Genomic DNA, 21,831 nt, shown 5'->3' on the forward strand with positions numbered 1-21,831 from the left:
CTTATGTATTTTGGTTTCAAACTTTTTTCTATGATTTTACCTACAATTCAATTATAATCTCTTGTGGAAAATGACGTCTTTTTAGTTGTAAAAAAAATAGTTAAGGACGTAATTAATTCTTTACCTAACGATTTTAAAAACAATCTTAAAAATGTTGAGTTTATAATCGAAGACTTTCCTTCAAGAAACTTTCTTAATGAACTTCATTTAACTAATAGTATTCCCTTTGGTCTCTATGTGGGTATTCCTCTAAACAAAAGAGGCGCAAATTACAATTGGGTTTTACCTGATAGAATCCATATCTTTATTGAACCTATTTTGAGGGTATCAAGAGCGGAAGGTATTTCTTTTGAAACAAAGGTTAGGAAAGTCCTTTTGCATGAAATAGGGCATTATTTTGGATTAGGAGAGGAAGATTTACGTAGGCTTGGTGTTTATTAAACTCTTTTTATAATATTTTGGCATGGAGAAAGGTGGTGGGCTATGGAGATTTTTGAACATCCTATACTTCATTTTGAAAGGAAAAACAAAATCACGTTCTTTTTCGAAGACAATCCCATTGAAGCGTATCCTCAAGAGACAGTAGCAATGGCGCTATACAGAAATGGGATAAATGTTTTTTCTTACAGTCCTAAATTACATAGACCAAGAGGTCTTTTTTGTGCAATTGGAAAATGTTCTTCTTGTTTAATGGAAGTAAACGGAATTCCAAATGTTAGAACATGTATCCTTAATGTTCAGGAGGGCATGAGGGTTAAAAGGCAAAACGGTCTAGGAGATTTACCAAAAACAACCGAATTTTTAAAAAGCGAAAATGAGTATTACCCAACCGTATTAGTAATTGGCTCAGGTCCTGCTGGACTTATGGCTTCTATTACTCTTAAGGAAAAAGGAGTTGACGTTCTTCTTATCGAACAAAATCCGAATTTAGGTGGGCAACTCATTAAGCAGACTCATAAATTTTTTGGTTCACAAAAGGAAAAAGCAGGAACACGTGGAATAGAGATTGCAAATGCATTGGTCAAAGAGTTAAACTCATTGCATGTAGATTATTTTACTAACACAACTCTTTTTGCCTTTTATCCGAAGGAAAATGTTTTTCTTGCCTTTAAGGACAATGAACTATTAAAGATATTTCCAAAGTTTGTAGTTTTTGCAACAGGTGCATCGGAAAAGATGATTCCTTTTGAAGGAAATGATCTTCCGAATGTTATGGGTGCAGGTGCAGCACAGACACTTGTTAATGTTTATGGTATTAAAGTTGGCACGAATGTTTTAATGGTTGGAGCAGGGAATGTGGGCTTAATTGTTTCTTACCAGTTATTGCAAGCAGGTATAAATGTTAAGGCAGTTGTTGAAGCAAGCGATAAAATTGGAGGTTATTTTGTGCACGCAGCGAAGCTTACTCGTTTTGGAGTTCCCATATATACAAGAACTACCATTAAGAAAGCAGTTGGAACCGATAAAGTAGAAAAGGCAATCTTAGTTGAACTTGATGAGAATTTTAATGAAACTTCAAAAGAGTTTGAAATAGATGTTGATGCAATTTTGTTGTCGGTAGGCCTTCAGCCTTCTTATCAACTTTTAGCGCAAGCTGGATGTGAAATGAAATACATACCTTCTTTGGGAGGATATGTGCCTTTAAGAAGTAATGAATTAGAAACAAGTGTAAAAAATTTTTATATAGCAGGAGATGTGGGAGGTATTGAGGAAGCTTCTACTGCAATGCTTGAAGGTAAACTTGCCTCTTTATCAATTCTTGAAAAACTTGGTTTTGATGTTGAGAAAGAGAAAAGAGAATTGGAATTGGACCTTGCAAAATTAAGAAGCACTCCTTTTTCTAAAAAGATACTACAAGGTTTAAAGGAGGTGACTTATGAGTAATTACTTAGAAAAAGGATATCTTGAGGTATCAGACATTATTCATAGTTTTCCAAGTGAAGACGAGTTTTCAGTGCATCCTGTTGCAATAAGTGAGTGTGTGCAGGAGATACCATGCAACCCTTGTGTTTCATCTTGTCCTACTAAGGCAATTACAATGGAAGACATAAGTTCTATCCCTATTATAAATTATAAACAGTGTATCGGGTGTGGAAAATGTGTTCAGGTTTGCCCAGGGCTTGCCCTATTTTTAGTTTTTAAAAACAAAGATTCTTACGAAATTACTTTGCCTTATGAGATGTTACCTTTACCAAAGGTATTAGACGAAGTGTATTTATTGGATAGAACTGGTAAAAGAGTAGGGACGGGTATTGTGAAAAGAGTCAAACAAGTTGAAAAAAATACGTATTCTTCTTTAATTACTGTCTCCTTTAAAGAAAAGTCTTTAATTTATGAAGTAAGAAATATAGGGGTGAAGAATGGATAAGAAGAACGTTATTATTTGTCGTTGTGAAGATGTTACCTACGAAGAAATTGTAAGAGCGTTCAATGAAGGCTATAAGGATATTGAATCCTTAAGAAGGTATTTAAAAATAGGCACTGGCCCTTGCCAAGGGAAAACCTGCATACCACTTTTACAAAAGATACTTTACGAACTTAGTGGCAAGTTTCCCAGCAATATAACTATTCGCCCTCCTGAAACACCGGTTCCTTTTGGTATTTTTTTAAAAGATCCTAAAAAATGAGTACTTTGTGAATTTTATATAAATAGATTTTGAAAGGGGGTAGTGAAAAAAGTGAAAAGTTATGATGTTGTAGTTGTTGGCGGCGGAATTATTGGTTTAGCAACAGCATACTACCTTGTTAAAAATGGAGTTAGAAAAATTGCTATTATAGAAAAAGAATACATTGGCTCTGGTTCTACTGGACGTTGTGGCACAGGTATAAGGCAACAGTTTACTACCAAAGAGCACATTGTCCTTATGAGGGAATCTGTAAAAATTTGGCGCTTATGGGAAGAAGTTTTGCCAAAACCCATCCATTTTAGGCAAGGAGGCTACCTTTGGCTTCTTAGAAGCGAAGAAGAAGTTAATGAGTATAGAAAGTATGTTGCTTTACAGAACCTTTTTGGCGTTGATAGTAGAATTATTTCCAAAGATGAAATAAAAGAAATAGTCCCTGATATCAATCTTGAGGGAGTTTCTGGAGCTTCTTGGTGTCCATCAGATGGCTCAGCGTATCCGCAGGATGTGTTAGATTCTTTAGATACGTTCCTTGAAAGTCATGGCGTTGATATTTTTGATTATGAGAGTGTTGTTGAATTTAACAAAGTATCAGACAGAGTTATTTCAGTTAAAACCGATAAAGATGAGTATACTTTAGATAATTTACTAATTGCAGCAGGATATGCTACAAAAAGTCTTGCAAATAAACTTGGTTTTGATATACCTGTTAAAAATTATAGACATGAGATCGTTGTTAGTGAACCATTGAAAATTTTTCTTTCTCCGATGGTTGTAGATAGAAGTCTTTATTTTACACAAACCTACAGGGGAAGAATTATTGGTGGCACAGATACTAACGAAGAAGAAACAGATGATCTTACCCTTACTTACAATTTTTTACAGAAGTTTTCAAATGAATTAAATAATGTATTTCCTAAACTTTCCTCTGTAAGGTTAATGAGGCACTGGTCGGGCTTTTATGTTGTTTCTCCTGATAAACATCCCATTTTAGGACCAACACCATTCAAGAATGTCTTTATAGGGACAGGCTACTCTGGGCATGGTTTCATGTTAGGGCCAATTGTAGGCAAACTTCTTGCTCACTACATTACGCATGGTATGTTTTTCCTTGAAGAAGCAAACCACCTTACGCTTGATAGATTTGAAAAGGGAATGCTAATTCAAGAAAAAGCCGTAATAGGATAAAAATTTTTTTGAAAATTCTCAAATTTTTTGTATAATTTTATAACAAAATTTTGTAAGATTAAAGAAGATGGATGAGGAAATCTTAGATAGTTACAAAAATGTTATAAAGGCACTTGCGGACTTTTTGGGTCCAAATATTGAAATAGTTTTGCATGCTATTACTAATGATAAATCAGATATTATTGCAATAGAAAATGGCCATATTACCGGAAGAAAAGTTGGCGATTCCTTAACTGAGGCAGGAAAAGTAATCATAAAAAAACTTGAAAATGGTTTAGATTACTTTGGTCCTTATAAGAGTTTTTCACCTAAGAGGAAGAATCTTCGCTCAATAACAATTGCAATAAGAAATAAAAAGGGTAAGCTCATAGGTCTTTTATGTCTTAATATGGATCTTACCAATTTTGAAAATATTCTTAAATTCGTAGATAATTTTTTGAAATTCAGAAGTGATAATAAGGAAATCTTTATAAAACAAGTTAAAAAACATTCTTTAGAGGAAATATTTACCGAAACTTATTCTACAGTATCATCAAAGTTTGCTAACGGTAGGGTTGATAATTTTTCTTTAATTAAATACCTTTACGAGGATAATTTTTTTACATTTAAAAATGCAGTTCCGTATGTAGCCTCTAAACTAAATATTTCAATCTACACTGTGTATTCTTATTTAAGAAAATTAAAAAAGGAGAGTGAGAAATGAATTTACAAGAGTATCAATCAAGGGAACTTTTTAAGAAATTTGGTATTCCTGTTGTGGATGGAAGTGTTGCAAGTAGTATGGAAGAAGCGTTGAGTATAGCTAAAATACTAGGTTATCCTGTAGTAGTAAAGGCACAGGTTCTTGCAGGTGGCCGTGGTAAATCAGGTGGAGTAAAAATTGCAAGTAATGAAGAAGAACTCAAAGAGAAGACAAGTAATATCCTCTCGATGGAGATAAAGGGACTTAAGGTGAACAAGGTTTTAATTGCAAAGGCAGTCCAAATTAAAAAAGAATTCTACGTAGGCTTTACTGTGGATAGGTCAAGTAAGAGAAATGTGCTTATTGTATCTAATGAAGGTGGAGTAGAAATTGAAGAGGTAGCCAAAAACGACCCCGAAAAGATACTAAAAATGCCATTAGATCCACTTCTTGGAATGTTCTCATATCAAGCTAAAAACGCTTCTATGTTTTTGACATCTGATAGGGATGTTGCAAGTAAGATATCTACAATACTTGAACAATTATTTAGGCTTTATGTTAGTATTGATGCAAACCTTGTTGAGATAAACCCTCTTGCACTTGTTTCTGATGGCTCTGTCATTGCACTTGATGCAAAAATTGTAGTTGATGATAATGCACTTTTTAGGCATCCAGAAATTGAAGCAATGAGAGAGTTAACAGAAGAGGAAAAACTTGAAATTGAGGCAAAATCAAAAGGCTTTACTTATATCAAACTCAATGGTTCTATTGGTTGTCTGGTTAACGGTGCAGGACTTGCCATGGCAACGATGGACTTAGTTAAACTTTTTGGTGGATCTCCTGCTAACTTTTTAGATATCGGAGGTTCTTCAAATCCTGAGAAAGTTGCAAGTGCCATAGAGATGATTTTAAGGGATAAAAATGTGAAAGCAATTCTTATAAATATTTTTGGTGGAATTACTAGATGTGATGATGTTGCAAATGGTCTTTTAGACGCTATTAAAAAAGTTAAAGTAGAAATCCCAATAGTTGTAAGACTTACAGGAACGAACGAAGATATTGCTAAAAAAATTCTTGAAAATACTCCGCTAATTTATGTTGATAGTATGGTTGATGGTGTAAGTAAAGTTGTTGAATTAGCAAATAGGGGGTAAATGCTATGAGCATACTTATTGGTGAAGAAACGAGGGTTATTGTTCAAGGAATTACTGGCCGTGATGGGTCATTTCACACAAAATCAATGAAAGACTACGGTACTAAAGTTGTTGCTGGTGTTACTCCTTTTAAAGGTGGAGAATATGTTTTTGATATCCCTGTTTTTAATTCTGTTGAAGAAGCCGTTAAATCCGTTCAAGCTGATACTTCAATTATTTTTGTTCCTGCAAAATTTGCAGTTGATGCAATGTATGAAGCAATTAACGCAGGTATTAAACTTGTTGTTACCATTACAGAAGGATTACCTGTTCAAGATATGATAAAAGTTAATGAGTTTGCAAATTTAAAGGGGGTAAGGGTTATTGGTCCAAACTGTCCTGGAATAATTTCAGTTGGCAAATCGAAGGTTGGGATAATGCCGCACTCGATCTTTAAAAAAGGAATTGTTGGCGTGATTTCACGATCGGGAACTTTAACTTACGAAATTGTTAAACACATTAGCGATTCTGGTCTTGGAGTATCCACTGCTGTTGGGATTGGGGGCGATCCCGTAATAGGAACGAAGTTTATAGATATCCTTAAAGAATTTGAAAAAGATGAAGAAACTAAAGCCGTAGTATTGGTTGGCGAGATAGGTGGATCTGACGAGGAAGATGCAGCCGATTACATTGAAAAGCATTTTAATAAACCAGTAGTTTCATTTATTGCAGGTAGGGCATCTCCTCCTGGAAAAAGAATGGGGCATGCTGGAGCAATAGTCCAGGCAGGGACACGCACCGCTGATGAGAAAATTGCCTATCTTGAATCAAAAGGAATTAAGGTTGCAAATATTCCTAACGAAATTGTAAAGCTTTTAAAGGACGTGATGTAAATGGGTAAAAACAAAGTAATAGTGAATAAAGATTACTGTAAAGGTTGTGGAATTTGTGTATCTGTTTGCCCTGTAAAGATTCTAAGAATTAATGAAGACTTTAAAGTAGAAGTTGAAAATGAAGAAAAATGTATTGGATGTGGCATGTGTGAACTGTACTGCCCGGATTTTGCAATAATAGTTAAAAAGGGGATAACAGTATGAAAGAGCGTTTAATGTCTGGAAACGAAGCAGTTGCAATTGGCGCAATTAAGGCTGGCTGTAGGTTTTTTGCTGGTTATCCAATAACTCCTTCAACCGACCTTGCCGAAAGAATGTCGAAGCTCCTTCCTGAGATAGGTGGAGCGTTTATCCAAATGGAAGACGAACTTGGAAGTATTGGTGCAATAATAGGTGCTTCCCTTGCAGGATCAAAGGCAATGACAGCAACGTCTGGACCTGGTTTTTCTCTTATGCAAGAAGGCATTGGCTTTGCTAGTTTTTCCGAAATTCCTATCGTTGTAGTTGACGTCCAGCGTGTTGGTCCATCAACCGGTATTCCTACGTATCCTTCCCAAGGTGATATCATGCAAGCTCGTTGGGGGACGCATGGAAGTCATCCTATAATAGCGCTTTATCCTTCTTCTGTTAAAGAATCTTATGATTTAATTTTTACGGCATTTAACTTTTCTGAAAAATACAGAGTTCCCGTAATATTCATTTCTGATGAAGTAATCGGACATATGAGAGAAAAGATAACAGTTGAAGATTCTCATATAGTTTTTGAAAGAAAAAAACCAGAGGCACCTAAAGAAGATTATTTACCGTTTGATTCAAGATATGAGGTTCCACCTCTTGCCAATTTTGGAGAAGGGTATCGTTTTCACATAACTGGTCTTACGCATGATGATACTGGTTTTCCAACATCTGATCCTGTAAAAACTGAGAGGCTTATGGAGAGGCTTCAAAGGAAAATATTAAACCACCTGGATGAAATTTTTCTTTATGAAACGTTTTTGGTTGAAGATGCTGATATTTTGATAGTTTCTTATGGGGTTGTTGCAAGAAGTGCAAAAGAAGCAATTTTAGAACTTAGAGAAAAAGGTGTTAAGGTTGGTTTATTTAGGCCAATTACCATATGGCCATCATCAGAAAAGATTATTGCAGACCTTGCCTTAAACAGGAAAGTTTTTGTGTTCGAAATGAATCTTGGTCAATATGTGCTTGAAGTAGAAAGGATCGTTAAAAAGAAGGTAGAGTTTTATGGAAAAGAAAACGGAGAGATTATTTCTCCAGAGGAGATAGAATCATGTATACTGAAATCTCTTTAGATAACTTACGTGTCAATAAATTACCGCATATTTGGTGTGCAGGTTGTGGTAATGGTATTGTTTTATCTGCAATACTTCGAGCAATTGAACGCTCAAAAATTGATAAAGAAAAAATTGTCTTTGTGTCTGGAATTGGTTGCGCGGGTAGGTCTTCAGGTTATGTTAATTTTAATACACTCCATACGTTGCATGGACGTCCCCTCGCCTTTGCAACAGGTATAAAGCTTGCCAATCCTGATTTACAAGTTATAGTTGCAACAGGAGATGGTGATCTTGCTGCAATTGGTGGAAACCATTTTATTCATGCAGCAAAGAGAAATATTGACTTAACTGTAATCGTGTTTAACAACTTTGTTTATGGCATGACAGGTGGGCAGTTTTCTCCTACAACTCCAGAAGATTCTTTTACTACAACTACACCTTACGGTCATATTGAAGAACCAATGAATATTTCTTACCTTGCAATTTCAGCAGGCGCAACCTATGTTGCAAGAGAAACGATTGGAAATCCACTAATGCTTGAAAAATACATCTTAAACGGATTGCTTCATAAAGGATTTTCACTCATTGAAGCTGTTTCTTCTTGTGTTACAGAATATGGAAGAAGAAATAATTTAGGAGATCCTGCAGAGTATGTAAAGTTCTTTAAGGATAAATCTATTCCATTTTCAAAGGTCAAATCAGTAGAATCTAACGACGGAATTGTTGTTGGTGAGTTTGTGAATATAGAAAGACCCGAATTTGTAAGTTCTTATTATGAACTTGTGAAGAAGGTGAAAAAATGAAAACGGAGATAAGACTTGCAGGTTCTGGTGGGCAAGGTATTATTCTTGCAAGTATCCTTCTTGCCGAGGCAGCAGGTATATACGACCAAAAAAATGTTCTTCAATCACAGGTTTATGGTGCTGCAGCAAGAGGGGAAATCTCAAAAGCTGATGTGATTATTTCTGATTCGGAAATTTATTTTCCAGAAGTGCGTTTGCCTGATGTTATGCTTATCTTAACTCAGGAATCATACGATACTTTTAGTAAACAAATAAAGCCAACTACCTTGATCATCGTTGATAATTTTTATGTGAAGAGAATAAATGAGAGTCTTAATAATTATGTATTTTCTATCACTGATATTGCTTTGAATATAACCAATAAAAGAATTTCATCTAATATTGTTGCCCTTGGTATAATAAGTGGCTTAACAGATGTTGTGAGTCTTAATGCACTTACAGAGACAATTAAAAATCATTTCAAGGAAGGTGTTCAAAAGAATATTGAGGCTTTATACGCGGGTTATAAAATAGGAATTGGAGGTAAAAATGGGTAAAGGTAAGAAATTATCGCAGAAAATTGGTTTTTTTGCTGGGTTAATAGCTTTTATTATTGTTTTTTTACTAAAAACCCCTACAGGGATGGAGGTAGGTGCAAAAATTACAATTGGCCTACTTTTATGGATGGCAATTTGGTGGGCAACAGATGCGGTCCCACTTTCTATTACGTCACTTCTCCCTTTGGTTATCTTCCCACTTTTTAAAGTTGTAGATGCAAAAGAAATTGCAAAAGCCTACATGTCTCAAGAGATTATGTTGTTTGTTGGTGGTTTTTTTATCTCTGAAGCACTTGAAGAATCAGGGCTTCATGTAAGGTTTTCCTTAGGTTTGGTAAATTTACTGGGGACTTCACCTAAGAAAATCATACTTTCTATAATGATTGCCGTTGGTTTTATTTCGATGTGGATTTCTAATACCACTGCAACAATAATGGCTCTACCAATAGCACTATCAATAATAGAATTTTATAAAACCTCAATAAAGAAAGAAAATCTTCCGGTTGATACTGAAGCAGGCCGTTTTGCATTTGCAACGGCACTGATGCTTGGAATTGCTTTTGCTGCAAGCATAGGAGGTATGGGAACACCAATAGGGACGCCTCCAAATATTATATTTATGAGTATTGCAAAACAAATGTTCCCAAAAGCACCAACTTTAACTTTCTTTGATTTTTCAAAGTTTGGTACACTTTTTATAATTTTCTTCCTTCCATTTACTTGGTTTATGCTAACTTCTGTGTTTTTTAAGCCAGGGTTTACTGGTTTAAAAGAAAGTAAAGAGATTTTTAGAAAAGAATTGCAGAAGCTTGGCAAAATGAGTAAGAAAGAAATAATAGTTGCTGTCGTTTTTATTATTACAGTCTTGTTATGGATTTTCAGAGTCGATATTAATTTTGGTTCATTTACTTTAAAGGGTTGGTCAACACTTCTCAACGTTGGGAAATTTGTGCATGATTCTACTATTGCAATATTTGCAGCACTCCTTCTCTATATTATTCCTGTGGATGTTAAGAAATTTGAAACGGTTTTAAAGGCAGAATCCATTAAAAACCTTCCGTGGGATATAATTTTAATTTTTGGTGGTGGACTTGCATTAGCAGATGCCGTGATTGCAACAAAGATACCAGAGTTCGTTGGTGCTAAATTAACATTCTTAGAACACGCAAATCTTTTACTGGTGATATTTATTGTAGGTGGAACAGGATTTTTAATTGCCCAGTTCACTTCCCATACTTCAGCAACATCAATTTTTATGCCCATAGCAGGTTCTATTGCGATTGCAGCAAAAATTCATCCGTATTTGGTAATGTTACCAACGACTTTTGCAATTTCACTTGCGTTTTCTCTACCTGCCTCAACTCCACCAAACGTTGTTGTGATGACTGGTGGACATGTAGAGGTTAAAGACATGTTAAAAGCAGGTTTAACTATTGGTATTTTTGGATTAATCATACTTGTTTTTTACATGTATTTTATTGGTATTCCGCTTTTGAATATTGCAAATATGCCTTATTAGTTAAAGATTAATTTTTTATTTTCCCCCTTTATGGGGGGATTTTTTATTTTTCTTTACTATCTTTTATTGACTTTTCTTTTTAGAATGTTAAAATTTAAAGATAAGGAGGTAATTTATGGAATTTAGTGAAGATATTGAAAAGCAGTTTTTTGAAAAAATTGAAAATATTAAAGATCTTTCTGAATTAAAAAAGATAGAAATAGAGTATCTTGGTAAAAAAGGCATTGTGCAGGATTTTTATAAAAAAATTAGAGAACTCCCTGAAGAAAAGCGTAAAGAATTTGGCGAAAAAGTAAATAACCTTAGGAATATTATTGAATCATCTATTGAAAGTAAAAAAGCACAGCTTGAGAGTTCATTAGCGGATCTTAAACTTTTAAACGAAAAAATAGATATTACTCTACCTGGATTACATTTTCAAAGAGGGAGTATTCATGTTTTAACAAAAGTAATAGAGGAAGTAAAATCAATTTTTGTTTCTATGGGATTTGATGTCTTTTCTGGGCCTGATATCGAAGACGATTATTACAACTTTGAAGCGCTGAATATTCCCGAACATCATCCTGCAAGAGATATGCAGGACACCTTCTATTTAGCAAAAAAAATTCTTTTAAGAACACAAACTTCTCCTATGCAGATTCGCTCCATGGAGAAATTAAAACCTCCAATAAGAATGATTGCAATTGGGCGATGCTATAGAAGAGATGCACTTGATAGTTCCCATTCACCACAATTCCACCAGGTTGAGGGGCTCGTTGTTGATAAAGGAATTTCTTTTGCTAACTTAAAAGCAACGTTAAGTGAGTTTTCAAAAAAGATGTTTGGTGAAAGTACCCGTATTCGATTTACCCCTTCTTATTTTCCTTTTGTTGAACCAGGTTCTGAAACCTCTATCTCTTGCGTGATGTGTGGGGGTAAAGGTTGTCCAGTTTGTAAGTACACTGGCTTTCTTGAAATGGGTGGCTCAGGGATGGTTCATCCAAATGTTTTTAAGAATGTAGGGATTGACCCTGATGAGTTCCAAGGATTTGCTTTTGGTTGGGGTATAGAGAGAATTGCAATGGTAAAGTATGGTATCCCAGATATAAGGTACTTTTATCAAAATGATTTAAGATTTCTTAAACAATTTTAGGGGGGTAAGATGTTAGTTTCGTATAGACTTTTGAAAGACTTAATAGATTTTAGTTATTCACCAAACGAGCTTGCTACGAAATTTACCCATTTGGGGCTTGAGGTTGAGCATGTTGAACACGTTGATAAGAAGTTTGATAAAGTTATCACTGCAAAAGTTTTAGATGTAACACCTATTAGTGGAACAAAACTTTTTAAAGTAGATCTTCTTGTGTCAGAAAACGAAACAAAAACAGTTATAACCGCTGCAACGAATGTTAAGAAATATGATGTAGTCCCTTATGCAATGGTCGGTGCAAGAATTTCAGATGGTAGAGTTATTGAGGAAAAATACTTTGGTGATATTTTATCCCAAGGTATGCTCTGCTCCTATAATGAACTTGGACTTGAAAGTGAATTTTTATCAAATCAAGAAAAAGACGGAATACTAATTCTTCCCGAAGATACACCTTTGTTTAAAAATTTTGATGATGTATTTCCTGTTGAAGATTTTTATCTTGAATTTTCTTTACTACCTGACAGAGCTGATGCCTTTAATGTTTTAGGTATTGCAAGATGGGTAGAAATTATCCTTGCAAAAGAAGAGGGAAGAAAAGCAAATTTTGAAAAACTGCAACCAAAAATTCAACTTGAAGAAAACCTTCCAAATACGCCTTTTGAAGTTAAAATTGTTGATACCGATTGTGCGAAGTTTTACTCTGGTAGATTGATCAAAAATGTTAAAATTAAAAACTCTTCTTATAACTTGAGAACAAAACTCTATAAGTTAGGCGTACGTCCTATTAATAATATTGTTGATATTACCAACTATGTCTTGAAAATGTATGGACAACCACTCCATGCTTTTGATTTTGATAAACTCGAGGGTGGTATTTTTGTACGCCGTGCAAGAGACGGAGAAAAAATTAAAACGCTTGATGGGGTTGAAAGAATCCTAAGTGAAAGAAATCTTTTGATTGCAGATAGTGTCAATGCTGTTGCGTTAGCTGGGGTAATTGGGGGTAAATATACCGAAGTTACTAGTGAAACGAAGAATGTTTTTCTTGAATCTGCTTACTTTGTTCCTTCTGTAATAGCAGTAAGTTCAAGATCCTTGGGGCTTATTACAGATGCATCTTCATTGTTTGAAAAAGGTGTTGACCCTGATTTTACACCGCATGCTTCTAACGTTGCTTCTAAAATGATATTAGAAGAGGCAGGCGGTATTTTATTTAAGGATAGTATACATGATTTAAGAGATCCAAAGAAAGGTATTAATTTGAGAGTTTCAAAGGCTGTGAGTTTACTCGGTGATGAAGTTAAAGTAGAAGAAATAAAGAAATATTTCGAAATTGAAGGTTTTGACTATATATTTAACGAAGTTAACAATACATTTACAGTGTATGCCCCAACTTTTAGGCAGGATATTGCTATAGAAGAGGACCTAATAGAAGAAATTGCAAGAATAAGAGGTTATAATGAATTCAAGGAGACTCCAATTGTTTCTAATCTTAAGAGCGGAAGTATTGAAAAAATTCAAGATTTTAATTCATTCTTGAGAAATTTCTTATTATCTTACGGCCTTAATGAAGTTATTACATCGACACTTGTTAGCTCGGCAATGTTATCTAAGTATATGCTATTTGATGAAGAGAAAACAATTAAGATTTTAAATCCATTAACGGAAGATATGGCATATTTAAGGCCGAGTCTATTGGTAACTTTGTTAGAAGTTGCAACGAGGAATATCAATGTTAATATTAAAGATTTTGGTATTTTTGAGATAGGTAAGGTGTTTTATAAGGAAAATAGTTTCAAAGAAAAGTTCAATCTTTCTATTTTTCTTATAGGTGATTACATCCTTAAGAATCCTTATAAGAAAACTCTACACTACGACTTTTTCTACTTAAAAGGCATCTTAGAAGATCTTTTTGATGAATTAAAAATCCCGACAAGATTTGAAAAACAATCTTACCCGTATTTGCATCCTTATAGGAGCGCTGTTATTAAAGTAAACGATGATCCTATTGGGTTTTTAGGTGAGATACACCCCAATACTCTCCAAAATGCATATTATTGTGAGTTAGATGTTCAAAAGTTATTGAATAATAGTTCTTTAGAGAAAAAGTTTACTCAATTTTCCATATATCCATCTGTCAAAAGAGACATTGCAATTTTAGTCGATAAAGACATAGAAGAGATTAAGGTTCGTGATGTGATTAGGTCAGCTTTTATTAGTGAACTAAAAAATATTGTGCTTTTTGATGTTTATGAAGGAGATCCTTTGCCTAAAGATAAAAAGAGTTTAGCTTACTCGCTTGAGTTTGTCTCATTTGAAAAAACGTTAACAAGTGAGGAAGTTGATAATTACATACTTAAGATAGAAAAGAGTTTAATAGATAAGGTAAGTGGTGTTCTAAGAAGGCAATGAATAATTTTAGAATAGCAAATGAATTAAATGAACTAAAGGTTTTGCTTGAAATTAACGGAGACTTTAAAAGCGCTCTACAGTTTGAGAACGCTTATTTAACTATACTTGCTTTAGATTATCCTATTGGGAATTACGGGAGTCTAAATTTTTTTCCCGAAAGCGTTAAAGATGAAATCGATAATATAATTATTAGGGGTTATTCTCCTAAGAAGGAACTCCTTGAGTATAGAACACCTAAAACACTTAGGAATCTTGCAAAAATTCCTTCATTGAGAGTGAGTGATGTTTTAAATATTTACCGATTTTTAAACATTGACTCAGTTTCTGATCTTGAAAGAATGTTAAAAGATGGTTTAGTAAAGAGAAAATTTGGAGAAAAGTTTGAAGAACATCTTCGAAGGGCACTTTTCTATTTTGAGGGAAAACAAAAAGAACTAAGTTTATTTTTTGCTTGTGCTTATGCAAATGCTATAAAGACGGAAACCCAGCATCTTGGGAAAATTGAAGTGGTTGGAAGTGTTAGGAGGGGTAAGGAAGTTGTTGATAATATCGATTTTATATTCTCTTTTGATAAACATGCCCTTATAAATTTTCTTATTCCTTCTTTTAATTTAACGCTCGTATCTATAAAAGGGAACCTCATAACTTTTAAGGATGAGAACTCATTTAAACTTAAGTTTTACTATCTTCCAGAGAGATATTTTTATTCCGGACTTCAATACTATACAGGCTCAAAGCAGCATAATAGGTTTATCCAGGAGGTTGCATCTACAAAAGGTTATGGAATTGCAAAATCCGGAATGGTTTTACTTGAAGCAAATTCGGAGAAGGAATTTTATGAGAAGTTAACACTTGCCTACATCCCACCCGAAGTTAGGGAGGGAGAAGAAGAAATCGATTTTGCCTTAAACAATTCTTCGCCCAATATTGTCGATATAAGTGATATAAAAGGTGACTTGCATGTCCATTCAAATTTTTCCGATGGAAACTCCACTATTGCCGAAATAAAAGAAGAAGCCCGATACCTTAATTACGAATTTATTGCAATTACAGACCACTCTAAGTCTTTAAGAATTGCAAATGGTTTAGATGAGGCATTGCTACGTAGAGAGTTTGAAGTTATTGATAGACTAAATAGTTTTGGTGACCCTCCGTTCCTTTTAAAAGGAATTGAAGCAGAGATAAAAGAAAATGGAAGTGTTGACATAGAAGAAGATTTCTTTGATAAGTTTGATTTTGTCGTAGGAGGGTTGCATAAGTTCAGTAATTCAAGTTTTGAAAATACATACAGAATAAAAAAGGCTTTAAATAGTGGCCTTGTTGATACTTTGGCGCATCCAACGAACCGCATAGTCTTTATAAGAAGAAGTATACCAATTAATTTAGAAGAAATTTTTGAAGTTGCTTCTAAAAAGGCAGTGGCTCTTGAAATAAATCTCTTCCCGAATAGAATGGATTTGAGTTCTGGCCTTATAAAGCAGGCAAAAAGATCTCACGTGAAGTATTTTTCAGTTGGCACAGATGCGCATAGTGTAGGACATTTAAATTTTATGAAATATGGTATTAAAATTTTAAAAAGGGCATGGGTTAAAAAAGAAGAAGTTTTAAATACTTTTTGTTATAATGATATAAGGAACGTAAGATGGATAAAGACTCACTTAGAGTAATAGATTTTTATAAAATCATTCAAAAATTGGAAAAGTCAGCTATAACTTCTGGCGGTAAGAGTAAAGTAATGGATTTATCCCCACTTTCAAATGTTGACGAAATTAGAACTGCTTTAAAAGAGACAACTGCCGCAAAAAATTTCTTACAAAAGGAAGGGGATTTGCCTTTTTCAGAATTTGTGGATGTTGAACCACTATTTGAAAGAATAAAAGTGCTATCATTACTTACCACCTATGAACTATTAAAAATATCAGATTTGCTATTGGTATTTTCTGAAATAAAGGAAATAGGCGCAAGCTATTCAGATGTATATCCTGAATTGTCCAAATACACATCACAATTGTATCGTTTTGATGAAATTGTAAAAGCTATAAGACGGGTGATTTCAGGTGATGGCAAAATTGTAGATGATGCAACCCCTTTTCTTTCAATTATAAGAAGAGAAATAAGGACAACGTATTTACGTATTCAATCAATTCTTCAGGAAATTCTTTATTCAAGAGAAAATGAAGATGTTATTCAAGATAAGATAATTACGAAAAGAAATGATCGTTATGTGATCCCCATAAGACAAAATTCAAAGCCAGGTTTTTCCTACGTTGTGCAAGGAGAGTCAGGAAGTAAACTCACACTTTATGTTGAGCCAATGGCAGTTGTGGAATTGAATAATAGGCTTGTTGAATTGTTTTCAAAGGAAAGAGAGGAAGAAGAAAAAATAATACTTGAACTGGAAGAAAAAATTAGAAATAAAATTGACCAAGTAGAAAAATCACTTGCAGTTATATACACTTTAGATTTTATTTTTGCAAAAGCAAAGCTTTCGCTTGAACTTAAAGCCTTTGAGCCTATTATCGAGGAAGAACCTGTTTTGGAGTTATACGAGGCAAGAAATCCTTTTATTCCTGGAGATAAAGTTGTTCCAATTGATTTAGAAATTGGGAAAGGTTATAAAGTGCTTATCATTACTGGTCCAAACACAGGGGGCAAGACAGTTACTTTAAAAACTGCGGGTTTACTTTCAGTAATGGCGTTGTCTGGATTACATATCCCTGCTTTGTCTAATTCAAGGATAGGAAAATTTGAAAATATCTATGCAGATATAGGAGATGAGCAGAGTGTAGAGCAGAATCTTTCAACATTCTCTTCTCATATGTCAAAAATTGTAAATATCCTTAAATTTTCAGGAGATAAAGACCTTGTTTTGTTAGATGAGTTAGGTGCAGGAACAGACCCTGAGGAAGGTGCTGCCTTAGGTTATGCAATTCTAAAAGATTTATATGACAAAGGATGTATCACCATTGTTACAACTCACCACAGTAAATTAAAGGAATTTCCTTATGTATATCCTAAGGCAATGAATGCTTCAGTTGGTTTTGATTTAGAGACTCTTTCTCCAATCTATAAACTTTACATAGGTCTACCTGGAGAAAGCCATGCCTTTGTAATTGCAGAGCGGCTCGGATTAGATGGTAAGGTTTTAGAGTTTGCAAAAAATGAACTTCCTTCTGATTTTGTTGAAAGAAACAGTATCATAAATAAAATGCATCAAGAAAACCGTGCTATAGAAGGCGAAAGAAAGGAAATAGAACAGGCAAAATTAGAGGCAACTAAATTAAAAGAAATTTATGAAGCGAAATTGAAAGAACTTGAAGAAAAGAAGCGCTTGGAGTTAAGAAAAGCATATGATGAAGCCCAAAAAATAATTGATGCTACTAAAGAAAAGATGGCAAAAATTTTAGATAATCTTGACAATTATATTAAATCCCAAAAAGAAATTCAAGAAATGAAAAAAGCAATAAAAGAAGAAGAGCAATCTTTGGAAGAAAAAGAAGAGGTTTTTGAAGAAGTAAAGCAAGTTAATAAAGGTGAAGTTAAAGAAGGTGATATTGTTTTTGTGCCATCTTTTAAGGCTACAGGGCTTGTTTTACAGGTTAAGCGTGAAGAAGGCAAATTAGTTGTGCAAATGGGTGCTATTAGGGCGACACTGAAGACTTCTGACGTTCAACTTGTATCTAAGGATCAAGTTGTCCGAAATACCGAGAAAACCAAATTTAAAGAATTATTTGATGAGAGTCTACCCATTATGTTAGATTTGCATGGTTATACAGTGGAAGAGGCTCTTGAAGCTCTTGATAAATACCTTGATAAAGCATATCTTAATGGAATGCCGTATGTTTATATAATCCATGGCAAGGGAACTGGTGCTTTAAGAGAAGCGGTTTTTGAATTCTTAAGAAAGGATAAAAGGGTTTCACGTTTTGAACTTGGAACGATATCAGAAGGTGGAACTGGGACCACTATAGTATTCTTTAAATGAAATTTGTGTTTTTTGATTTAGAGACAACTGGTTTAAGAGTAGAAGAAGACGAAGTTATTGAGATTGGTGCTATAAAAGTCATCAATTGGGAAAGTGTTTCAACATTTAAAACTCTTGTAAAGTCTACAAAAACCTTGCCTCATTTTATCTCTAATCTCACAGGGATAACTCAAGAAGATCTTAACAAAGCGCAGGATAAAGAAGATGTCAAAAAAGCATTTAGCGATTTTATTGAGGATGCGGTATTGGTTGCCCATAATGCTTCATTTGATAAGGCTTTCCTTGAAAACTTTTTTGGAGAGCCCGTTAAAAATAGGGTAATAGATACATTGGAACTTGCTCGTTTGATGTTTCCTGAATTACAGTCTCACAGTCTTGAAAAGCTCGTTTCAACTTTTAAGATTAAAAGCGAAAAAGCCCATAGGGCCTTTAATGATGCTTTAATGCTCTATGAAGTGTTTAAAAAAATCATTGAAGAGAAGAAAAATTTTCCAAAAGACGACCTTGGTAAATTAAAAAGGATAATTGGGGATGCAAGAGAATTTGATTTTCTTTTTGCTGATGTTGATATAGATAGTTTAGATTTAATTGAATTAAAGAGGAACGAGCCTGTTCTTACTCTGCCTTTTAAAGAAGTTAATGCCAATCAAGAAAAAAAGACCCATTATATAGAAGGTGACATTGGTAAAATTTTATCCTTAATAGATAAATCCGGTTTTACTCTAATTGTCTTTTACTCTGAAGGGGTTAAAGAGCAGATCATTTCAAGTTTCCCAAAGTTAAAAATTTTTGATGCAACAGGTTTAGAAAATTTCATTTGTTTGCATAGATTTTTTAATTATTTACAGAATCCCAACAGGATTCCATTAGATCTTAGAATGGATTTTGCCATTCTTACTTCTTACTTAATAAAAACAAAAGACTTTCTTTTAAAAAACGCGCCAAATCATATTTTAAAGAACAGAGTATTGAAAAATATTTCTATATGTAATACAAAGAATTGTCAACTTAAAGATAAGTGCCCTCTAATGGAGAAGCTAGATCTAATAAAGGATAGTGATGTTGTTTTAACGAAAATGTCTACTTTTCTTTTTGTGTATAATCTCTTTTTAAGTCTTAAATTTGATTCAGTTATCTTTTTTGAAGCTTATCGCTTGCCAAAAGTATTCTACACTGAGAAAATGGTTTATTCCGAAAATGATATCAATATGATTGCTGAATTGGATGAAAATTTAAAAGGACATCTGTCGGCTCTTTTTGAAGACCCAAGGAATTCAACCAATTCTAATGTCTTAAAACTTTTCGAAGACGATTTTCTAAACACAAACATGCACGAAAAAGCATTTGATATTAGTTCGAAACAAAGATCAATTACAATAAGTGAAAAAGAACCAAAAAAGATTTTTTCTAATATAAAAAATAACTCCAATGTTTATTTTTTGAGCAATAGATTAACTTATAACGGTAAAAATATTTTAGAAGACTTCACTTCTCTTAAGGAAGAGTTGTTTACAAAAGATAACGGAACTTATAAGACTCTTGAAATAGTTCCAGTGTATATACACTCTCCCAATGTAGATGAGTTTTTTGAGGAGTTTCTTGATAGTTTTGAAAGTTTATCTCATATTAAACCTGCTCTTTTTGTATTTGAAAATAAAGTTCAGCTTAAAAACATGAAATTGGAGCTTGCAAAAAAATACAGTTGGATTGATGAAGCAATCAAAAACGAAAATAAGATTGCCACATTTGCTTCTTATGAATTTCCTAAAATTGGTGAATATAAAATAGTTTACCTATTTAAATTGCCGTTTAACGTTGCTAATTTAAGTGAAGATTATGCAATATTGTATGCGAAGAATTTTGTCCTTGATAACATAAATAAAAAAGAAAAAACTGTCTTAGTGTATTTTGATGGTAGGTTTAAAGATAAACGATTTTTATCAAAGGTTAATGACCTTTTTTTGAATGTACCCATTTTCATTGAGAAAAAAGCGAATCTATCAAACTTTGTTAGAAAATTCCTCGAATCTTAGTATTTGAATGAGCTTTTACCAATGAATTCTCTTAAAATTGAGGTAGGTGGAATTTCATCAGGAGTGTATGGAAGTACATGAGAAAGGAAATTCAAAAGTCTTAAGGCCTCTGCATATTCCTTTTCTGTGTATTCTACCGCTCTTAACGGGATTTCAGCAAAATTTTTTAACACTGCAAGTTCGTAAATTAAAGCAGAATTAAACATAACGTCAGCGTTTTCTTGATATGGAAAGATGTATTTTTCCTCGGAGGATACAACATCTTTCCATCTTCTTAAATTATCTTGAGGAGAGATTCCTCTAAAATGAGCATCTCTTACTATTCTTCTTATTAATCTTGTATCTCTTGTTGGAATTCTATTTATATTGTCAATATTCAATTGTGATAAGGCAGATACATAGATCTTAAACAGTGCGTTTCCTTGCACATTTTCTGTAAGCACTGGGTTTAAAGCATGTATGCCTTCTATTATTAAAATGCCGTTTTTTTCAAGTCTTATTGTTTTCCATTTTTCCCTTTTCCCGGTTATGAAGTTATATTTTGGTATTTCAGCACTTTCATCTTGTAGAAGTTTGTTAATATGTGTCTCTAGTAATTTAGAATCTGTTGCTTCAAGAGCATCAAAGTTCGGATTTCCATTTTCATCTAAAGGCGTTTTATCTCTGTCAATAAAGTAATTATCGGTTGAGATCACAAATGGTTTTAAGCCAAGCACTCGTAGATGTATTTCTAATTTTTTTGCAAACGTTGTTTTACCCGAAGAGCTTGGCCCAGCAATTAAAATTACTCTTGCATTCCTTGAAAGAATTGTTTCTGCAATATTTGAAATTTTTTTCTCGTGAAGTGCTTCTTGAATTTTTATAATGTTTGAAATTTTTCCGTTTATGATACTTTTGTTTAATTCTCCTACAGTTCTTACTTCAAGTAAATTTGCCCATTTTTTGCCTTCATTGAATGCTTCAAGCAGTTTTTGGTAGCTTTGTAATGTGCTTACACTATTTGGGTTTTTCCTGTCTGGAAGTAAAAATAGTATTCCTCCGTCTGCCTCTATGATTTCAAAAACCTTTAACATCCCAGTATAAGGCACAATTGGCCCTGCAAAATAAATGTATATTCCCTCAAGTTCATAGAGCGAAATAAGATCTTTTGCTAAGAACTCTATTGTTCTTATATCTTCAACTCGTTGTTCTTTTTCTAATTTTCTAATCGCAGTTTCTTTTGTAAGTTCAATTTTGTTAATGGGTTTATTTTCACTAACTAATCTGTAGATTTCCTCTTTTAGTTTTGGAAAAATGTTATCTATGGGATTTTCAATTTCTCCATACAGAGCATCACCAATTGAGTGCATGATATTTAATCTGCTTTTGGGTGAAATTCTTTTTATTGCAACTGTTGCAAGGAATGCAATACTTCTTTCAAATGTTCTTCTTCCCTCTCCTAATGTTACCGGAAGAAGTTCTATGCTTTTAATTTCTTCTACTTCATCAAGAAAACCCATTAACTGGTTATTAACAATTGCGCAGGTATAAGGATAGACTGGATGTTCTATTTCCATTAATTTTTTACCCATAGCAACTTTTATTATATCAGATAAACAAAAA

The 21,831-nt window shown here is 33.6% G+C and carries 19 protein-coding genes; 18 read left to right on the top strand and 1 reads right to left on the bottom strand.

Annotation, left to right across the window (positions count from 1 at the left end):
- Nucleotides 1-63: 63 nt before the first annotated feature.
- The 18 genes from K6343_01230 to K6343_01315 all read left to right on the top strand — a co-directional run bounded on the left by K6343_01230 (nucleotide 64) and on the right by K6343_01315 (nucleotide 20,229).
- A complete protein-coding gene (locus K6343_01230; GenBank protein ID MEF3244598.1) occupies nucleotides 64-441 on the top strand; it encodes a metallopeptidase family protein in 378 nt (125 codons plus the stop codon).
- A 42-nt stretch (nucleotides 442-483) separates the two neighbouring features.
- Complete coding sequence (locus tag K6343_01235; GenBank protein ID MEF3244599.1) at nucleotides 484-1,884, top strand: FAD-dependent oxidoreductase; 1,401 nt, start codon at nucleotides 484-486, stop codon at nucleotides 1,882-1,884.
- A complete protein-coding gene (locus tag K6343_01240) occupies nucleotides 1,877-2,368 on the top strand; it encodes a 4Fe-4S binding protein (GenBank protein MEF3244600.1) in 492 nt (163 codons plus the stop codon). Before K6343_01235 ends, K6343_01240 begins: the two co-directional genes overlap by 8 nt.
- Nucleotides 2,361-2,627, top strand: coding sequence for a (2Fe-2S)-binding protein (locus K6343_01245; protein MEF3244601.1), 267 nt, complete (start codon nucleotides 2,361-2,363; stop codon nucleotides 2,625-2,627). The genes K6343_01240 and K6343_01245 overlap by 8 nt, the downstream gene beginning before the upstream one ends.
- 42 nt (nucleotides 2,628-2,669) lie before the next feature.
- Complete coding sequence (locus K6343_01250; GenBank protein MEF3244602.1) at nucleotides 2,670-3,812, top strand: FAD-binding oxidoreductase; 1,143 nt, start codon at nucleotides 2,670-2,672, stop codon at nucleotides 3,810-3,812.
- Nucleotides 3,813-3,879: 67 nt separating this feature from the next.
- On the top strand, nucleotides 3,880-4,515 hold the full coding sequence (locus tag K6343_01255) for a PAS domain-containing protein (GenBank protein MEF3244603.1): 636 nt from the start codon (nucleotides 3,880-3,882) through the stop codon (nucleotides 4,513-4,515).
- Nucleotides 4,512-5,648, top strand: coding sequence for an ADP-forming succinate--CoA ligase subunit beta (gene sucC, locus K6343_01260; GenBank protein MEF3244604.1), 1,137 nt, complete (start codon nucleotides 4,512-4,514; stop codon nucleotides 5,646-5,648). Before K6343_01255 ends, sucC begins: the two co-directional genes overlap by 4 nt.
- A 5-nt stretch (nucleotides 5,649-5,653) precedes the next feature.
- Nucleotides 5,654-6,520 (top strand): succinate--CoA ligase subunit alpha, encoded by an 867-nt coding sequence (gene sucD / locus K6343_01265; GenBank protein MEF3244605.1) that lies wholly within the window; start codon nucleotides 5,654-5,656, stop codon nucleotides 6,518-6,520.
- Nucleotides 6,521-6,724 (top strand): 4Fe-4S binding protein, encoded by a 204-nt coding sequence (locus K6343_01270; GenBank protein ID MEF3244606.1) that lies wholly within the window; start codon nucleotides 6,521-6,523, stop codon nucleotides 6,722-6,724.
- The gene (locus K6343_01275) at nucleotides 6,721-7,830 is read left to right on the top strand and encodes a 2-oxoacid:acceptor oxidoreductase subunit alpha (protein MEF3244607.1); all 1,110 of its coding nucleotides are present in this window, start codon (nucleotides 6,721-6,723) and stop codon (nucleotides 7,828-7,830) included. Before K6343_01270 ends, K6343_01275 begins: the two co-directional genes overlap by 4 nt.
- Nucleotides 7,809-8,615, top strand: a complete 807-nt coding sequence (locus tag K6343_01280; protein MEF3244608.1) for a 2-oxoacid:ferredoxin oxidoreductase subunit beta — start codon at nucleotides 7,809-7,811, stop codon at nucleotides 8,613-8,615. The genes K6343_01275 and K6343_01280 overlap by 22 nt, the downstream gene beginning before the upstream one ends.
- Nucleotides 8,612-9,151 carry a 2-oxoacid:acceptor oxidoreductase family protein gene (locus tag K6343_01285; GenBank protein MEF3244609.1) on the top strand — a complete coding sequence of 180 codons (540 nt, stop codon included), beginning with the start codon at nucleotides 8,612-8,614 and terminating at the stop codon, nucleotides 9,149-9,151. Before K6343_01280 ends, K6343_01285 begins: the two co-directional genes overlap by 4 nt.
- Nucleotides 9,144-10,670, top strand: a complete 1,527-nt coding sequence (locus K6343_01290) for an SLC13 family permease (GenBank protein MEF3244610.1) — start codon at nucleotides 9,144-9,146, stop codon at nucleotides 10,668-10,670. Before K6343_01285 ends, K6343_01290 begins: the two co-directional genes overlap by 8 nt.
- A gap of 115 nt (nucleotides 10,671-10,785) precedes the next feature.
- Nucleotides 10,786-11,802, top strand: coding sequence for a phenylalanine--tRNA ligase subunit alpha (gene pheS, locus K6343_01295; GenBank protein ID MEF3244611.1), 1,017 nt, complete (start codon nucleotides 10,786-10,788; stop codon nucleotides 11,800-11,802).
- Nucleotides 11,803-11,811: 9 nt separating this feature from the next.
- Complete coding sequence (gene pheT / locus K6343_01300; protein ID MEF3244612.1) at nucleotides 11,812-14,211, top strand: phenylalanine--tRNA ligase subunit beta; 2,400 nt, start codon at nucleotides 11,812-11,814, stop codon at nucleotides 14,209-14,211.
- Nucleotides 14,208-15,878 carry a PHP domain-containing protein gene (locus K6343_01305; GenBank protein MEF3244613.1) on the top strand — a complete coding sequence of 557 codons (1,671 nt, stop codon included), beginning with the start codon at nucleotides 14,208-14,210 and terminating at the stop codon, nucleotides 15,876-15,878. The genes pheT and K6343_01305 overlap by 4 nt, the downstream gene beginning before the upstream one ends.
- The gene (locus tag K6343_01310; protein MEF3244614.1) at nucleotides 15,854-18,196 is read left to right on the top strand and encodes an endonuclease MutS2; all 2,343 of its coding nucleotides are present in this window, start codon (nucleotides 15,854-15,856) and stop codon (nucleotides 18,194-18,196) included. The genes K6343_01305 and K6343_01310 overlap by 25 nt, the downstream gene beginning before the upstream one ends.
- A complete protein-coding gene (locus tag K6343_01315; GenBank protein ID MEF3244615.1) occupies nucleotides 18,193-20,229 on the top strand; it encodes a 3'-5' exoribonuclease in 2,037 nt (678 codons plus the stop codon). Before K6343_01310 ends, K6343_01315 begins: the two co-directional genes overlap by 4 nt.
- Here K6343_01315 and K6343_01320 read toward each other — a convergent pair.
- Nucleotides 20,226-21,800, bottom strand: coding sequence for a hypothetical protein (locus K6343_01320; protein MEF3244616.1), 1,575 nt, complete (start codon nucleotides 21,798-21,800; stop codon nucleotides 20,226-20,228). The genes K6343_01315 and K6343_01320 overlap by 4 nt on opposite strands.
- Between the last annotated feature and the right edge of the window lie 31 nt (nucleotides 21,801-21,831).

It is taken from the genome of Caldisericaceae bacterium, from assembly GCA_036574215.1.
Classification (GTDB): Bacteria; Caldisericota; Caldisericia; order Caldisericales; family Caldisericaceae; genus Caldisericum.

Bases quoted from the DNA above. Each gene is read 5' to 3' on its own strand.
- K6343_01280 (MEF3244608.1), top strand. From the start codon at position 7,809: ATGTATACTGAAATCTCTTTAGATAACTTACGTGTCAATAAATTACCG.
- pheS (MEF3244611.1), top strand. From the start codon at position 10,786: ATGGAATTTAGTGAAGATATTGAAAAGCAGTTTTTTGAAAAAATTGAA.
- sucC (MEF3244604.1), top strand. From the start codon at position 4,512: ATGAATTTACAAGAGTATCAATCAAGGGAACTTTTTAAGAAATTTGGT.
- K6343_01240 (MEF3244600.1), top strand. From the start codon at position 1,877: ATGAGTAATTACTTAGAAAAAGGATATCTTGAGGTATCAGACATTATT.
- K6343_01290 (MEF3244610.1), top strand. From the start codon at position 9,144: ATGGGTAAAGGTAAGAAATTATCGCAGAAAATTGGTTTTTTTGCTGGG.
- K6343_01315 (MEF3244615.1), top strand. From the start codon at position 18,193: ATGAAATTTGTGTTTTTTGATTTAGAGACAACTGGTTTAAGAGTAGAA.
- K6343_01270 (MEF3244606.1), top strand. From the start codon at position 6,521: ATGGGTAAAAACAAAGTAATAGTGAATAAAGATTACTGTAAAGGTTGT.
- pheT (MEF3244612.1), top strand. From the start codon at position 11,812: ATGTTAGTTTCGTATAGACTTTTGAAAGACTTAATAGATTTTAGTTAT.
- K6343_01305 (MEF3244613.1), top strand. From the start codon at position 14,208: ATGAATAATTTTAGAATAGCAAATGAATTAAATGAACTAAAGGTTTTG.
- K6343_01275 (MEF3244607.1), top strand. From the start codon at position 6,721: ATGAAAGAGCGTTTAATGTCTGGAAACGAAGCAGTTGCAATTGGCGCA.
- K6343_01310 (MEF3244614.1), top strand. From the start codon at position 15,854: ATGGATAAAGACTCACTTAGAGTAATAGATTTTTATAAAATCATTCAA.
- K6343_01245 (MEF3244601.1), top strand. From the start codon at position 2,361: ATGGATAAGAAGAACGTTATTATTTGTCGTTGTGAAGATGTTACCTAC.
- sucD (MEF3244605.1), top strand. From the start codon at position 5,654: ATGAGCATACTTATTGGTGAAGAAACGAGGGTTATTGTTCAAGGAATT.
- K6343_01235 (MEF3244599.1), top strand. From the start codon at position 484: ATGGAGATTTTTGAACATCCTATACTTCATTTTGAAAGGAAAAACAAA.
- K6343_01320 (MEF3244616.1), bottom strand. From the start codon at position 21,800: ATGGGTAAAAAATTAATGGAAATAGAACATCCAGTCTATCCTTATACC.
- K6343_01255 (MEF3244603.1), top strand. From the start codon at position 3,880: ATGGATGAGGAAATCTTAGATAGTTACAAAAATGTTATAAAGGCACTT.
- K6343_01285 (MEF3244609.1), top strand. From the start codon at position 8,612: ATGAAAACGGAGATAAGACTTGCAGGTTCTGGTGGGCAAGGTATTATT.